This window comes from Lactobacillus rizhaonensis (assembly GCF_036246345.1).
GTDB classification, from domain to species: Bacteria; Bacillota; Bacilli; order Lactobacillales; family Lactobacillaceae; genus Lactobacillus; species Lactobacillus rizhaonensis.
In genome coordinates this window covers 63,928-79,350 of the sequence record NZ_BTTV01000001.1, presented here as the reverse complement: position 1 = coordinate 79,350, position 15,423 = coordinate 63,928, and the positions used below count along the sequence as shown (strand labels likewise).

Annotated in this window: 12 protein-coding genes; all 12 read right to left on the bottom strand. The window is 37.0% G+C overall.

Annotation, left to right across the window (positions count from 1 at the left end):
* Nucleotides 1-38: 38 nt before the first annotated feature.
* The 12 genes from dnaK to AAA915_RS00315 all read right to left on the bottom strand — a co-directional run bounded on the left by dnaK (nt 39) and on the right by AAA915_RS00315 (nt 15,418).
* Nucleotides 39-1,895 (bottom strand): molecular chaperone DnaK, encoded by a 1,857-nt coding sequence (dnaK, locus tag AAA915_RS00370; protein WP_338198863.1) that lies wholly within the window; start codon nt 1,893-1,895, stop codon nt 39-41.
* An 18-nt stretch (nt 1,896-1,913) separates the two neighbouring features.
* Nucleotides 1,914-2,510 (bottom strand): nucleotide exchange factor GrpE, encoded by a 597-nt coding sequence (gene grpE / locus AAA915_RS00365; RefSeq protein WP_338198861.1) that lies wholly within the window; start codon nt 2,508-2,510, stop codon nt 1,914-1,916.
* Nucleotides 2,511-2,522: 12 nt separating this feature from the next.
* A complete protein-coding gene (hrcA, locus tag AAA915_RS00360; RefSeq protein ID WP_338198859.1) occupies nt 2,523-3,572 on the bottom strand; it encodes a heat-inducible transcriptional repressor HrcA in 1,050 nt (349 codons plus the stop codon).
* A 135-nt stretch (nt 3,573-3,707) separates the two neighbouring features.
* Nucleotides 3,708-4,640, bottom strand: a complete 933-nt coding sequence (gene ribF / locus AAA915_RS00355; protein ID WP_338198857.1) for a riboflavin biosynthesis protein RibF — start codon at nt 4,638-4,640, stop codon at nt 3,708-3,710.
* Nucleotides 4,641-4,658: 18 nt separating this feature from the next.
* A complete protein-coding gene (truB, locus tag AAA915_RS00350; RefSeq protein WP_338199801.1) occupies nt 4,659-5,552 on the bottom strand; it encodes a tRNA pseudouridine(55) synthase TruB in 894 nt (297 codons plus the stop codon).
* A gap of 71 nt (nt 5,553-5,623) precedes the next feature.
* Nucleotides 5,624-5,986, bottom strand: coding sequence for a ribosome-binding factor A (locus tag AAA915_RS00345; RefSeq protein WP_294756341.1), 363 nt, complete (start codon nt 5,984-5,986; stop codon nt 5,624-5,626).
* A gap of 17 nt (nt 5,987-6,003) precedes the next feature.
* Entirely contained in the window at nt 6,004-8,643 is a 2,640-nt protein-coding gene (gene infB, locus AAA915_RS00340; protein ID WP_338198853.1) for a translation initiation factor IF-2, read from the bottom strand.
* Between the two features lie 4 nt (nt 8,644-8,647).
* Nucleotides 8,648-8,959, bottom strand: a complete 312-nt coding sequence (locus tag AAA915_RS00335) for a L7Ae/L30e/S12e/Gadd45 family ribosomal protein (protein WP_338198851.1) — start codon at nt 8,957-8,959, stop codon at nt 8,648-8,650.
* A 2-nt stretch (nt 8,960-8,961) separates the two neighbouring features.
* Nucleotides 8,962-9,258, bottom strand: a complete 297-nt coding sequence (gene rnpM, locus AAA915_RS00330) for an RNase P modulator RnpM (protein ID WP_110446180.1) — start codon at nt 9,256-9,258, stop codon at nt 8,962-8,964.
* Between the two features lie 18 nt (nt 9,259-9,276).
* Complete coding sequence (nusA, locus tag AAA915_RS00325; protein ID WP_338198847.1) at nt 9,277-10,512, bottom strand: transcription termination factor NusA; 1,236 nt, start codon at nt 10,510-10,512, stop codon at nt 9,277-9,279.
* A gap of 19 nt (nt 10,513-10,531) precedes the next feature.
* Complete coding sequence (rimP, locus tag AAA915_RS00320) at nt 10,532-11,005, bottom strand: ribosome maturation factor RimP (protein ID WP_338198845.1); 474 nt, start codon at nt 11,003-11,005, stop codon at nt 10,532-10,534.
* 105 nt (nt 11,006-11,110) lie between these two features.
* Nucleotides 11,111-15,418 carry a PolC-type DNA polymerase III gene (locus AAA915_RS00315; RefSeq protein WP_338198843.1) on the bottom strand — a complete coding sequence of 1,436 codons (4,308 nt, stop codon included), beginning with the start codon at nt 15,416-15,418 and terminating at the stop codon, nt 11,111-11,113.
* Nucleotides 15,419-15,423: the final 5 nt, after the last annotated feature.

The window sequence follows — 15,423 nt, the reverse complement described above, 5'->3', positions numbered from 1 at the left end:
CTGGCAGTTCTTTTCTAATTTATTCAATTATAAACCCTTTACTTATCTGGGTCTACCTTATGGAATTCACCTTCACCCGCTGAACCATTATTACCATCTTGTGAACCAGGATTTTGTGGTCCGGCTTGAGGTCCAGCTTGTCCTTGTGCACCTTGAGCTCCACCATTAGCTTGGTACAATTTGACTGCTAAGTCTTGTGCAACCTTGGATAATTCATCTTTCTTAGCTTTCATTTCATCCAAATTGTTGTCTTTTTGAGCTTTCTTTAAAGCATCAAGTGCATCTTGAACCTTCTTAATATCATCATCGGAAACTTTGCCTTTGACATCTTTCAAGGTCTTTTCAGTGGAGAAGATTAATTGATCAACTTCATTACGTAAGTCAACTTCTTCTTTCTTCTTCTTATCCTCTTCAGCATGCTCTTCAGCTTCTTTTTGCATCTTCTTAATTTCTTCATCGGATAAGCCAGAAGAACTCTTGATTGTAATCTTTTGTTCTTTACCGGTTCCCATATCCTTAGCAGAAACATTAACGATACCATTCTTGTCAATATCAAAAGTAACTTGAATTTGTGGTACACCACGAGGGGCTGCAGGAATATCAGTTAGTTCAAACCGTCCTAAAGTCTTATCATCGGCAGCCATCGGACGTTCACCTTGCAAAACGTGAACGTCAACAGCTGGTTGATTATCTGCAGCAGTTGAGAAAATCTGGCTCTTTGAAGTTGGAATAGTTGTATTCTTTTCAATAAGTTTGGTAAATACACCACCCATTGTTTCAATACCAAGTGATAATGGAGTTACATCAAGTAAAACAACATCCTTAACGTCACCTGAAATAACGCCACCTTGAATAGCAGCACCTAAAGCAACAGCTTCGTCTGGGTTAATTGAGTGATCAGGCTCTTTACCAGCCCACTTCTTAACTGCATCCTGTACGGCAGGAATTCGGGTAGAACCACCATTTAAAATCACCTTGTCAATGTCATTAACTGTTAAATCAGCATCTTTTAAGGCGTTATCAAATGGAATCTTAGTCTTTTCAACTAAATCAGCAGTCAGTTCGTCGAATTTTGCTCGTGTTAAATCAGCCTCAAGGTGCAATGGACCCGATTCACCCGCGGAAATAAATGGCAGTGAAATATGGGTTGCTGACACACCAGACAAATCTTTCTTCGCTTTTTCGGCAGCATCTTTTAACCTTTGCAAAGCCATCTTATCTTTTGAAAGGTCAACACCATTTTCATCTTTAAAGTTCTTAATCAACCAATCAATAATCTTATTATCAAAATCATCACCACCAAGGTGAGTATCACCATTAGTTGACAATACTTGAAAGACGCCATCGCCTAATTGCAGTACGGAAACATCGAAAGTACCACCACCAAGGTCGTAAACTAAGACTTTTTCATCTTCTGCGTCCTTGTCCAAACCATATGCAAGTGAAGATGCAGTAGGTTCATTAATAATTCTCTTAACATCTAAACCAGCTATTTTACCGGCATCTTTGGTAGCTTGACGCTGAGCATCATTAAAGTATGCAGGTACGGTAATAACAGCATCAGTTACTTTCTCGCCTAAATAATCTTCAGAGAATTTCTTGATATATTGCAAGATCATTGCTGAAATTTCCTGTGGTGTATAAGCTTTATCACCAATTTTAACCTTGTAATCAGTTTCGCCCATGTGACGTTTAATAGAAGAAATAGTATTGGGATTGGTAATTGCTTGTCTTTTGGCAACTTCACCAACTTGGATTTCTCCATCTTTAAAAGCAACTACTGAAGGAGTAGTACGATTTCCTTCTGGGTTGGTAATAATTTTTGGTTCTTTACCCTCCAAAACGGCAACTGCTGAGTTAGTAGTTCCTAGGTCAATTCCGATAACTTTTGACATTGATATGCTTCCTTTCAATTATTGTGCTACAACAACCATAGCTGGTCTTAAAGTACGATCTTTGTATAAGTATCCCTTTTGCAAAACTCGTACAATATGATCTTTTTGATCATCATTTTCAGCCGCAACGGTTTGAACAGCTTGGTGTAAATTGGGATCAAATTTGACACCTTCAGCTGTAATTTCACTGATACCGTGATCTTTCATCGCTTTAACAAGTGAATCAAGTGTCATCTGTACACCTTTTTTAAGCTGTTTTGATGCTTCATCATCAACTTTAGTAGCTAAAGCTCTTTCTAAATTATCCATCGCGGGTAAAACATCTTTAGCTAAAGATTGAGATTCATATTTGATAAGCTGCGCTCTTTCTTTATTATAGCGATTTTGCATATTTTGCATCTCAGCTTGACTGCGCAAATACTTATCTTCCAAATCGTCCTTTTCTTTTTGCAATTGAGTCAAATTATGCTGCAATTTACTTTCCAAAGACTCAGGTTTGTTATCTTTGTTAGCCTTAGCCTTAGAATTTTCTACTTCTGCCTTTGACTTTTTATGTTCATCTTTTTTTGGCTCTTTTTTTGAGTTCTTACTATTATTATTTTCTTCTTTACTCACGGCTAACCTCCTTTATTTAAATCTACCATAATAATCAAGTAATTTTTTAGATAGCTCGTTTCTGAAATACTCGAGTAATCCAATCACCTGAGAATACGGCATATTATCAGGGCCAAGTAAAGCAATTATACCCTTTCCATGAGAACCAACGCTATACTCTGCCGTAAGCAGACTGTAATCCTTTAACAAATCATTTGATAATTCGGATCCTAAACTAACTCGAACGGGATACCTGTCGCTTTTCAAATTTTGCCTATTGTCTAAAATATTGGAAATCAAATCATTATGCTCAATCATTTCATAGAGCGATCTTAAATTTGAAACATCGTCCAAAGAAATGTTATTAAGCAGGTTAATCTGACCGTCAACATAGGTTTGCTCACTGGCAGCATCGTTAATAACATCCTCGACCAAACTAATCAGTTCAGAGACATGAGCAACTTTAAGTTTATTGCCCAAAGTCTTTTTAAGATAGTCAGGAGTAACTTGATCTAAAGTTTTGCCAACCAGCTGATCGTTAATCATGCGCACAGCCTGTTCAATTTCATCACCATTAACATTATAAGGTAAAGTATAAACCTGGTCATGAACGTCACCATCGCTAGTTCCTAAGACAGCCATAATCTGTCTGTTAAACAACGGCACAATACGAAAACCAGTAATAGTTAATTCACTATTTTCAGGACCTTCCGCAAATGCTGTGTAATTTGTTAGATCCGATAAAATTTTTACAGCTGCCTGTACGATGTCGTTAACCTGATGAAACGGTTGATCAAGCTGACTAATGATTCGCTTGTATACAGAAGATGAAATTTGTAAAGGTTCAACCAAGTTGTCAAGATAGTAGCGGTAGCCTTCAGTTGAAGGCACGCGTCCACTGGACAAATGAGTTTTTTCAATCAAACCCTTATCTTCTAAAACAGCCATTTCGTTACGAATAGTAGCACTTGAAACCTTAATAGGTAGTTGGTTCATAACAGTCTTGGATCCAACAGGATCATGTGTCTGCGTAAAATCATTGATAATTGTTTTTAAAATTAATTCTTGACGTTCGGTCAACATAAATATCGCCCTCACTTTTAGCACTCAATCTGATTAGGTGCTAACAATTTATATGATACTAGCTTTTAGCAGAATGTCAAGTTGAGTGCTAACTTTTTTCTTAAAAAACGTCAATCATTTTTTTAGTATTATTAATTAATTCATCGCAGCAAAATAATTTTTAATTTCAGCCTCGTCTTGACTCATTTGTTTTGTTAACTCTTTTAAACTGGCAAATTTAATTTCACCTCGGGTATACTTATACCATTTAATTACCATTTCCTCATCATAAGCTTCCTGATCAAAACCAAATAGGTTTGACTCAATATAAAGCTTTTTCCCTTGGTTGATAGTCACATTATAGCCTACACTTGTCATTGAGTCATACCACTTACCACAAATCTTGGTTTTAGTCGCATACACTCCAATTTTAGGAACAACCTTGTCTTCAGTCCAAACCAAATTGGCTGTAGGAAAACCGAGTTTATGGCCATTGCGTAAACCGTGACCAACATAGCCTGACATAACATAAGGAAAACCTAATAACTTAGAAGCTAATTCCATATTTCCACTAGTTATTGCCTTCTTGATTTCCGTAGAACCAATTTTTTGACCATCATAAGATTGCTTAGGGACATTAACAATATCGAATCTTCCCTGAGCAAACTTAGGGAAATTTTTCATATTGGCAGTGTCTTTGGGACCATAGGTGTAATCAAAACCAGCTACGACAGTATCTGCGTGTAATTTAACTATTATATTATCAACAAATTCCTGTGCTGTTAGTTTACTAAATGCCTCATTAAAATGCATCACCAGCAAATAATCAACTTTAAGTTTTTGCATCTTGTAGGCTTTTTCTGCAAGTGTATCTATGTAAGTAACTTTTTTATTTTGATAGACTTCTTTTGGATGACGATCAAACGTCATTACCACTAGTGGCAGATGTTTTTGCGTTGCTTTTTCTTTTGCAATTTTGATTAATTCTTGATGTCCACGATGAACCCCATCGAAGAAACCTAAAGCAAGAATAATATTTTGGGGAATTATGTTTTCCTTAAAGGGGTATGTTAAATGGATAATTTCCATAATAAGACCTTCATTCACCTATTCATTTTGTAAAAGCATTAAATACGGGCGATAAATGGTACCATCTTTTCGATAGATTGCCTTAACTTTATTATTGTAACGTAATGCCACATTATTTGCATTCGTTTTCAAAGAAATAGCTGCACCATTTTTAACTTTAGACCATAATTTTTCATCAAGATCCTGTTGTGCATAATTGGTAAAAAAGGAATCAATTGGTTGAATAATTTGATCAACTAATTTAGGATCTTCTGTTATTTCAGACAATTTAACAGACTGACTAATATCAAAGCCTGAACTAGATGTGCGACGCAAGCATTTCATCACTGCTGGTACTTTTAACTTAGAACCTAAATCATTTATTAAAGAACGAACATAGGTACCTTTGCTACATTCAATTTCAAAATCAAAAGTTTCTTGACCCTTTTCTTTATCAAAGGTAGGTTCATTTACAAGATTATAAGCCAAAATTTCGACCTGTCTTTTAGGTCGTTCTACTTCAATGCCAGCTCGTGCATATTCATACAAATGCTTGCCTTTAACCTTTACGGCAGAATAGATTGGCGGCACCTGTTCAATTTGTCCCACAAATTCCTGCATTGCATCTTTTATCTCAGTTGAAGTGATTTCCGCCCTAATTTTTTTGTTAGCTGTTATTTTGCCGCTAGTATCGTAACTATCGGTGGCAATACCAAGTATTCCCTGACCGATATATCTTTTGTTTTGAGTATGCATTAACTCAATTAACTTAGTAGCCTGACCTATTGCAACTGGTAAAACACCAGTAACATCTGGATCAAGAGTACCCGCATGACCAATTTTCTTAATATGCAAGATTTTGCGTAAGTGATAGACAACATCAGCACTCGTCATGCCTTTTTCTTTATCTATTACCAAAACACCATTTAACATTTTTCCATACCCTAACCATTTAACATTTTTCCATACCCTAACCATGAAAAAAGCGCCTAACAGCGCTTTTCTTAATTATTTCGATTTGCATCCTGCTTTTTTACTTCAGCGATTAACTGATCAATTTTACTACCGTATTTAACTGAATTATCTCGTTTAAATATCAATTCAGGAACTTTGTAAACTGTTAAGACTTGGCCCAATAAATGTCGCATCATACCTTTGGCTTTATTTAAACCAGCTGCAGCTTCTTCTTCCTTTTTTGTATCTTCTGAAAGAATACTGTAGTAAACAGTAGCATATGAGAGATCATTAGTACATTCAACAGCTGTGATAGTAACGTCATTAACACGTGGATCACGAATATTTTTACGTAAAATTTTCGTTAATTCACGGAGGATTTCTCCTTCAACACGACCAATTCTGTGTTTCATGCTTTCCTCCCAGTTAATTACTCTGGTTTGACTTCTTGCTTTTCAACGGCTTCCATTTCATCACCAATTTTGATATCATTGTAGCCCTCAATTGTTAAACCACAGTCAAACCCTTGTTTAACCATTTTAGCATCATCTTTAAATCTTTTAAGTGATGCCACTTTTCCAGTATATATTACAACACCATCACGAATCAAATTGATTTCAGAATCTTTTGAAACATAACCAGAATCGACAAAGACACCAGCAATTGTTCCCACCTTGGAAACCTTCCAGGTTTCGCGTACAGTTAAATTACCGACAACCTTGTCTTCATATGTTGGTTCAAGCATACCTTTCATGGCTGCTTTAACATCGTCAATAGCCTTGTATATAATGCTGTACAAACGAATATCTACACCATCTGTTTCAGCTTGTGACTTTGCGGTAGCTGTTGGACGAACATTAAAGCCAATTATGAATGCATTCGAAGCGCCAGCCAAGGTAACATCTGATTCATTTACAGCACCAACTCCAGCATGAATGATGTTTACACGAACACCTTCAACTTCTATCTTTTCAAGTGACTGCTGTAAAGCCTCTACAGAACCTTGAACATCCGCTTTTAAGACAACATCTACTTCCTTCATGTTTTCTTTCTTCATAGTGTCAAACAGGTTATCAAGAGTAACATGTTGTACATTTTCACGAGATTGCTGCAAAGCCTGTTGCGCTCTTTGTTCACCAACACTTCTAGCAGTCTTTTCATCATCGAATACTACTATTTTATCAGCAGATTCTGGAACATCATTTAATCCGGTAATTTCTACCGGCATTGACGGTGTGGCCTTTTCAACTTGTCGACCACGGTCATTAGTCATGACACGGACTCTACCAAAGCGATTCCCAACTACAATTGGATCGCCAACCTTTAGTGTTCCTTGTTGAACTAAAAGGTCGGCAACAGGACCGCGTCCACGAGAAAGTCTAGCTTCAATAACAGTACCAATTGCTTTTTGTGTTGGGTCTGCTTTTAATTCCATCACATCTGCCTGCAGGAGAATCATTTGCAAAAGTTCATCAACATTTTCACCGGTTTTGGCAGAAATGTTAACAAATATTGTGTCTCCGCCGTAATTCTCCGGGATTAAATTGTACTTCATTAACTGCTCAGTAACATGCTCTGGGTTTGCTCCTGGAACATCCATCTTGTTAATGGCAACAATAATTGGAACTTTGGCACTTTTAGCGTGATCGATAGCTTCAACCGTTTGAGGCATTACACCATCATCTGCAGCAACAACCAAGACAACAATATCGGTTATTTCTGCACCACGTTCACGCATATTTGAGAATGCAGCATGTCCTGGTGTATCCAAGAAAGTAATTGGTTGATTATCAACCCTTACCTGATAAGCACCAATTTTTTGCGTAATTCCCCCTGCTTCATGGGCCGAAACATGAGTGTGACGCAAACGGTCAAGTAAAGTAGTTTTACCATGGTCAACGTGTCCCATAATGGTAACTACTGGTGGGCGTTTAATTAGATGCTTAGATTTCAGAGAAGCTTTCATTCTCTTGTCATAAAGATTATCAATGTCAGATATATCCTCATGAACCTTTTCTTGAGCATTAATATTATATTCAGCAGCTACTAACTCTATTGCATCTTTATCAAGGGACTGATTTTGATTGGTCATGACACCAAGCATAAATAATTTTTTAACTATTTCAGCTGGCTCTCGGTGCAGAATTTTTCCTAAGTCTTGAGCGTTCATACCCACTTCGTAAACCAGTGTATCTGGCAATGGCCGCTCTTTTCTTTGCGTTGGCTGCTTTTTAGGTACTTGTTCAAACTGCTTCTTCTTATTTTTACGTTTACGCTTTTCTTGATGCTTCGAATAATTATTTGCACCATAAGTTTGATTTTTACCTTTTCTGCCTGGCTTGCCAGAATTACGACCATGACCGTTGCCACGACGTTTTTCTTCTTTTTCGAGTTCAGGAGCAGCAGTATCTAAAATTTTAGGCTGACGCACAGGCGTTGACTTTTGATTATTCTTAAACCTGGCTGGTGAAGGTTTAAGAATTTTTGGTCCAGTCACTTTAGGGGCTGTGGTTTCAGTTTTAACTACTTTATTTTCTGTCTTAGAAACAGATTTATTAGTTTCATCAGCAGCTGGTTTAATTTTAGTCTGATTATCCTTATAAGACTTTTGGGCTCTTTCTGTCTGCTGATTTAATTTTTTCTCTTCCACTCGCTGTTTTTGCTTTAATTGCTTTAATAAATCTTGGGCTACTGGCTTAGAAGCTTTTTGACTCAAATTGGAATGTTGTCTAGTGCGATCTTGACTTTGTCTAGATCTATTATTTGACTTGTGAAAGTTATTGCTTTTTCTCTTACTTTTACTATTCTTAGTTTCATCATGCTTTTTTTCATTTTTTCGAATTGAAGTAACAGAAATTTTAATTTTACTGCTCTTTTTCGCTGGTTTTTCTTGCTTTTTGGCGGGAGCGGAGCTGCTGCGGAAACTACCCTTTATTTGCTCTACTTGTGTATCTTCAAGTGATGACATATGATTTTTAACATCAAACCCCAGGTCCTTTGCTTTATTGACCACAGTTTTATTATCGATGCCTAATTCTTTCGCCAATTCATAAATTCTTGTTTTAGTCATCAAATCACACTCCTTCTTTGATTTTTTGTAACAATGCTTTGCCAAAACCAATATCAGTAATTCCCAAAACCTTACGCTTTTTACCAATAGCTTGGGAAATTTCACTACTATTAAACTCTGTAATCACAGATACATTATTTTGTTTTCCAATTTTGGTAATTTTTGCTGTTGTGTCTACCTGTGTGTCTTGAGCCAAAATAATCAGCTTAACTTTTTTAGCTTTTATGCCCATTGACACAATTTCAAATCCTGAAACCAATTTACCTGCCTTTTGGCTTAGTCCTATTAAATTTAATGCTTTTTGTCTATTTTGCAAACCTATTTATCACCAAACAATTCTTTTCTTGCCTTTTGATGGTCAACATATGAATAAAGCTCTTGGTAAAACTCTTCAGGCACTTTTGTTCCTAAGCTGCGCTCAATCAGTCCCTTTTTCTGAGCGTTTTTGATCTGACTTGGATCAAGTGAGACATATGCTCCTCTACCAGGTTTTTTTCCAGTAGGATCAACTGCAATATTTTTTTCTTTGTCAACCACAATTCTAACCAATTCTTTTTTGGGCTGCATAGTATTAGTTAACAAGTCTTTTCGCATTGGAATCTTTCTTTTTTTCAAAAAGTTTCACCCCTTGCATTACTCTTCAGTAGTATCTACCGTTTCACCGTCAGTAACTTCCTCTGAAAGTCCATCTTCAGTTTTGGTTTCTTCAGGTTCTTCTTCAGCAGAATCACCTGTTAAATCACTTGCAGAATTTGCATCACTTGCTACTAAATTATCAGATTGAGCCTCTTTATTTTCCTTTTCAGCTTGATCACTACTTTCATCAACAAATTCTACTTCTGATTCTGGTCTGATATCTATTTTATAACCTGTTAACCGTGCAGCCAACCGAACATTTTGTCCCTTTTTACCAATTGCTAGTGATAATTGATAATCAGGAACTATGACTAAAGCACTTTTTTCATCGTCTTCATCTCCAAATTGCACGGCAATAACTTCTGCAGGATTTAAAGCATTGGCTATATAATCTGATGGATCTTCCTCGTATTTAACTACATCTATATTTTCACCGTCAAGTTCATTGACCACATTTTGCACTCTGGCGCCTCTTTGACCAACGCAAGTACCAACCGGATCAATGTTAGGATCATTCGATTTCACAGCAATTTTGGTTCTGTCTCCTGCTTCACGCGCAATTGAAACAACTTCTACCGTTCCATCGTAAATTTCAGGTACTTCCTGTTCAAATAACCTTTTTACCATATCAGGTGCAGTGCGTGAAACCGTAATTTGGGCTCCCTTTGAATCTGAACCAACATGAGTCACTAAAACCCGGATCTGATCTTGGGGATTATAATTTTCACCTGGCATTTGATCATTGCGAGGCATTACTGCTTCAACATTACCAATTTTAACATAAACAAAGCGATTATCACGTCTTTCAACTGTACCGGTTATCAATTCATCTTCATATTGCGAATATTCATCAATAATATGGTTTCTTTCAGCTTCGCGTAAATGTTGCATAATAACCTGTTTAGCAGTTTGAGCAGCAATACGACCAAAGTTCTTGGGTGCAACCTCAAACCGAATTTTATCACCAAGTTCATAAGCCCGGTTAATTGTCAAAGCATCTTTTAAACTGATTTCCAGGCGTTCATCATGAACTTCCTCAACGACAGTTTTTTCAGTCATTAATTTGAAGTCCCCTCTACGCTCGTCAAATTCAACTATGACGTTAGTTGCTTGGTTATAATTCTTCTTATATGCCGCAACCAATGCCGCTTCTATTGCTTCAACAATTACATCTTGTTTTATACCTTTAGTTTTTTCCAAAGTAGCAAACGCTTCAAGCATTTCTTTAGACATAATTTTTTAATCAACCTTTCTAAAACTCAATTGCAAAACGAATATTTGCAATTAATTTACGGGGAAGTGATAAAACCCTTTTTCTTGTTTTTACCTTTATTTCAAGCTTGATTTCGTTATCATCATAAGATTTTAGAGTTCCCTCATATTCCTTTTCGCCTTCAACTTTTTGATAAAGGTTAACATGTACATAGTCATTTAAAGCCCTTTGCCAGTCAGAAGCATTTTTTAATGGTCTCTCGATACCAGGCGAAGAAACTTCTAAAATATATGGATCTGGAAATGGATCAGGTTGCAACTGATCAAGTTTCGTAGACAATAGTTCACTTAACCCCGCAATTTCATCCATATCAATACCATTTTCACGGTCAACGTATATTCTTAAATAGTTCTGACCCTTTTCTCTAACATATTCCATATCGACAAACTCATCGTTTCGTTCAGCAATAATTGGTTTGATCTCTTCGATAACAGAATCTTTAACTTTCGCCAAGTACTTTCCTCCGTAATAAAAAGAGTGAGCAAATTTGCCCACTCCGAATCATTTATTCGAACTTCTTTAAAAAGTATAGCACATTTATATTAATACTGCAAAATTTTAAAAGAGTGAAAGTTGATTTTGTTCTGGCATACCAGCTAGGACTTCGTTATCCTCCAAATAATCCATGATTGTCTGAGATACTTTGCCCCGATTAGCCAAATCTTCTTTTGACAAGAACTTCTGCTCAGTTCTGGCAGCCACTATTTGCTTAGCGGCATTATTGCCTAGTCCCGGGACGGCATTAAACGGTGCTAAAATAGTATGCTTATCTATTATTTTAAAATTGGTCGCTTTTGACTCATTGATATCGACCATTTTAATTTTAATTCCACGTTCTAAACATTCATTAGCAATTTCAAGAACTGTTAATAAACTCTTATCCTTTGCCGATGCATCGTTTCCCTGATTCTGAATATCGGCCATTGCCTTTTTGACCGTATTCTTACCATGGCTCATAGCTACCAAATCAAATAAGTCGGCACGGACCGAAAAATAAGCTGTATAGTAAATTTCAGGATAATAAACTTTGAACCAGGCAATTCTAAGAGCCATAAGGATATAGGCTGTAGCATGGGCTTTAGGAAACATATATTTAATTTTGAGACAAGACGGAATATACCAGTCAGGTATCTTATCATTTTTCTTTAAAACAGCCATATCTTCATCACTAATTCCGCGGCCATGACGTACAGATTCCATTGTTGAAAAGGCTACTTCAGGTTTAACACCCCAGTGGATTAAGTCCATCATGATATTGTCACGACAACCAATGACATCTTTTAACTTGCAAGTGCCATTATTAACCAGTTCCTCGGCATTTCCTAGCCAGACATCAGTACCATGTGATAAACCTGAAATTTGCAACAGTTCAGAAAAAGTAGTTGGCTTGGTCTCTTCAAGCATCCCTCTAACAAATTTAGTACCAAATTCCGGTACCCCTAAGGTACCTGTTTCTGATTGAATTTGTTCAGGAGTCACACCTAATATTTTAGGGCTTGAAAATAATGACATCACTCCAGGATCATCAGGTGGAATTGTTAGGGGATCAACGCCTGAAAGATCCTGCAACATCCTAATCATCGTTGGATCATCATGTCCTAAAATATCAAATTTTAAGATATTATCATGAATTGAATGAAAGTCAAAATGAGTCGTTAACCAGGCAGCATTAACATCATCAGCTGGATATTGTACCGGAGTAAAGTCATAAATATCCATATCATCTGGAACCACAACTATTCCTGCCGGGTGCTGACCAGTAGTTCGCTTAACACCGCTGACTCCAGCCGCAAGACGATCTAGTTCTGCTCCGCGCAAATTTAATTCTTTTTCTTCATCATAATGCTTAGCATACCCATAGGCTGTTTTATCTGCCACTGTGGCAATTGTACCAGCGCGGTACGAATTATCAGGTCCAAACATTACACGAATAAAGTTATGAGCCACTGGTTGATAGTCACCAGAGAAATTCAAATCGATATCTGGAACTTTGTCACCATGGAAACCTAAAAATGTTGCAAATGGAATATCCTGCCCGTCTTTAACTAGGTCTGCGCCACATTTGGGACACTTTTTATCAGGCAAGTCATAACCTGAACCATATTCACCATTTTCAAAGAATTGCGAGTATTTACATTTCGGGCAACGATAGTGTGGTGCCAGAGGATTGACTTCAGTGATTCCAGACATTGTAGCAACAAGACTGGAACCAACAGAACCCCGTGAGCCAACCAAATAACCGTCTTTATTAGATTTAGCCACCAATCTTTGTGAAATCAAGTAAATAACTGCATAACCATTTGAAATGATCGAGTTGAGTTCCATGTCAAGTCTGTCTTGAACTATCTTAGGTAACGGGTCCCCATATAGCTCATGAGCCTTGTCATATGTCAACCGTTTCATTTCTTCGTCTGCATTATCAATGTGAGGGGGATAAAGTCCATCTTTAATAGGTGAAATTTCGTCAATTGATTCAGCTATTTTATTAGGATTGGTAATTACTATTTCCTTTGCAACATCTTCACCTAAAAAGTTAAACGCGTTCAGCATTTCCTGAGTAGTGTAAAAGTGCATATCAGGCTGCTTTTTGTTTCTATCAGGATTGCTGCGTTGTGCCGAAATTAAAATTGTACGGTAGATAGCATCGTGTTCTTCAATGTAATGCGCGTCTCCAGTAGCTACTACCGGTTTATTTAATTCCTTACCCAATTTATAAATATTAGTCAGAATTTCTTCAAGTTCTGCTTCGTCGGCGATCAAATGATCTTCAATCATAATGGAATAATTTGCAGGAGGTTGAATTTCAAGATAATCATAAAAGCGGGCTTTTTTACGAGCCTCATCGTAGCCCTTCTGCATCATTGCGACAAAAACATCGCCGTCAGAACAACCTGAACCGAATAGCAGGCCTTCATGATTTTTTACCAAATCAGACTTTGGTGTTCTTGGTATCCGATAAAAATCTTTCGTACTTGCGATTGAAACCAACCTATACATGTTTTTAAGACCAGTCTGATTTTTAGCTAAGATAGTCATATGTTGCGGTCGTGCTCTCTTAAACACTTGACCTTGAGCAGCATATTCGTTCATCTTACCCAAATCATCTTCATGATACTTTTTGGTAAAAGCTTCCAAAAGCTTGAACATTAAATAGCCTGTAGCCTCAGCATCCTGATTGGCTCTATGATGATGCTCTAAGACTACATTATATTTTTTAGCCAATGAATCAAGCGTATGTCTTGATTGTTCTGGGTGGAGCAAGCGCGATACTTCAAGTGTATCCACTACCGGTTGAGTTATTTCACTGAGGTCTGCCCGTCTCAGTGCAGCATTGACAAATCCAACGTCAAATTGCACATTATGGCCGCAAAGTGGTCGATCGCCATAAAAATCTTGAAATTGCTTAATTACTATAGCTTCGTCATCAGCAGCCCCAACCATTTCATCGGTAATTGAAGTTAAGTTGATTGTCTGTTCGCTTAGCGGATGGTGGGGATTGATAAATTTGTCAAATCTTTCAAGAACTTCACCATTTTTCATCTTAACAGCGCCAATTTCAATGATTGTATCATAAACAGAAGAAAGACCAGTTGTTTCAACGTCAAAAATGACAAATTCACGATCTTTATAAGTCATTGATGCAGGATTAAGAACAAGTAGAGCATGATCATCAATCATATTAGCTTCAAGACCATAAATAATTTTGACGCCATTCTTTTTACCAGCATTATATGCTTCTGGAAAGGCTTGAACATCGGCATGATCTGTAATAGCGATTGCTTTTTGGCCGAACTTTTTGGCTGTTTTGACAAAGTCTGTTGCCGTATTAGTTGCATCAAGCTGACTCATATTTGTGTGCAGATGCAATTCTACTCTTTTTTCATCACCTTGATACTTTTCCGTTCGCCCAACATGCTCAATAATTTCCAAAGCAGAAATGTTAAAAACTGTGTCATGACTCCATTGGTCCTGAGAAGCTGATCCCTGCATTTTTGCCCACGTTCCAGGCTTTATGTCTTTCATACCTTGAATTTGATCTTTATCAGAAACAAATTTTTTAAATGAGATGGAATCAGTATAGTCTGTTATTTCACCAGTAAATATAATTGAACCTGTTTTTAGCTCCCTACTAGAAATATTAAAAATATTTCCTTCAATTACAACATTTCTACTGCCATCGATAACATCTTTTATTTGTGTTATAGGCAGATTCTCATCGAGCTTACGGTTGCCATAACGACTTTTTTTAGTAGGATAACTTGAAGTTTTGACTTTTTCTTGTGTTGGAGCAGCATCATATTCTTCCTGCATATTTTGCTCATGCTGTTCCTGCAATTCTTGAAGACTGGCTAAATTATTGAGAGAATTTTCATCATCGATTTCAGTCACAAACTTCAAATTAAAGAAACCATAATTTCTCATTTCTTCAGCTAGCTCATCAAGCATCTTTTGTTCAAGCAACCCATCAACAACCAAATTATCTACGGGAATAATCCAGCGTCCATCTTCCTTTTTAGGTTTATGGCTGGAAATAAATTCTCGAGCTACCGGCTGTAAAGCCTGAGAATTCTGGACAGCATAGTGCCAATAATCGGTTAAGTAGTCATCCGCTCCATCCTGGGAACGAATATATAAACGAGTATTTACAAAAGAAGAAAAATTAGCGGTTATTGCCTTATTTAGTGCATCAAAAGTTTCAAATTTTAACGGTGTAGTAAAAAGAACGTGGATATCCCACCTGTGTTCTCTAGCGTAAACATCCACGTTCTCAATTTCGCCTTTTTGCAACAACTTATTATCTGCAAATTCTTGCGGAAACTTGATTTGCTGCAATAACCTTAAAAATAATTTATTTTTATCAGTCACGAAAA

Coding starts and splice junctions, on each gene's coding strand:
- dnaK (WP_338198863.1), bottom strand. CDS start 1,895: ATGTCAAAAGTTATCGGAATTGACCTAGGAACTACTAACTCAGCAGTT.
- hrcA (WP_338198859.1), bottom strand. CDS start 3,572: ATGTTGACCGAACGTCAAGAATTAATTTTAAAAACAATTATCAATGAT.
- ribF (WP_338198857.1), bottom strand. CDS start 4,640: ATGGAAATTATCCATTTAACATACCCCTTTAAGGAAAACATAATTCCC.
- truB (WP_338199801.1), bottom strand. CDS start 5,552: ATGTTAAATGGTGTTTTGGTAATAGATAAAGAAAAAGGCATGACGAGT.
- AAA915_RS00345 (WP_294756341.1), bottom strand. CDS start 5,986: ATGAAACACAGAATTGGTCGTGTTGAAGGAGAAATCCTCCGTGAATTA.
- infB (WP_338198853.1), bottom strand. CDS start 8,643: ATGACTAAAACAAGAATTTATGAATTGGCGAAAGAATTAGGCATCGAT.
- nusA (WP_338198847.1), bottom strand. CDS start 10,512: ATGTCTAAAGAAATGCTTGAAGCGTTTGCTACTTTGGAAAAAACTAAA.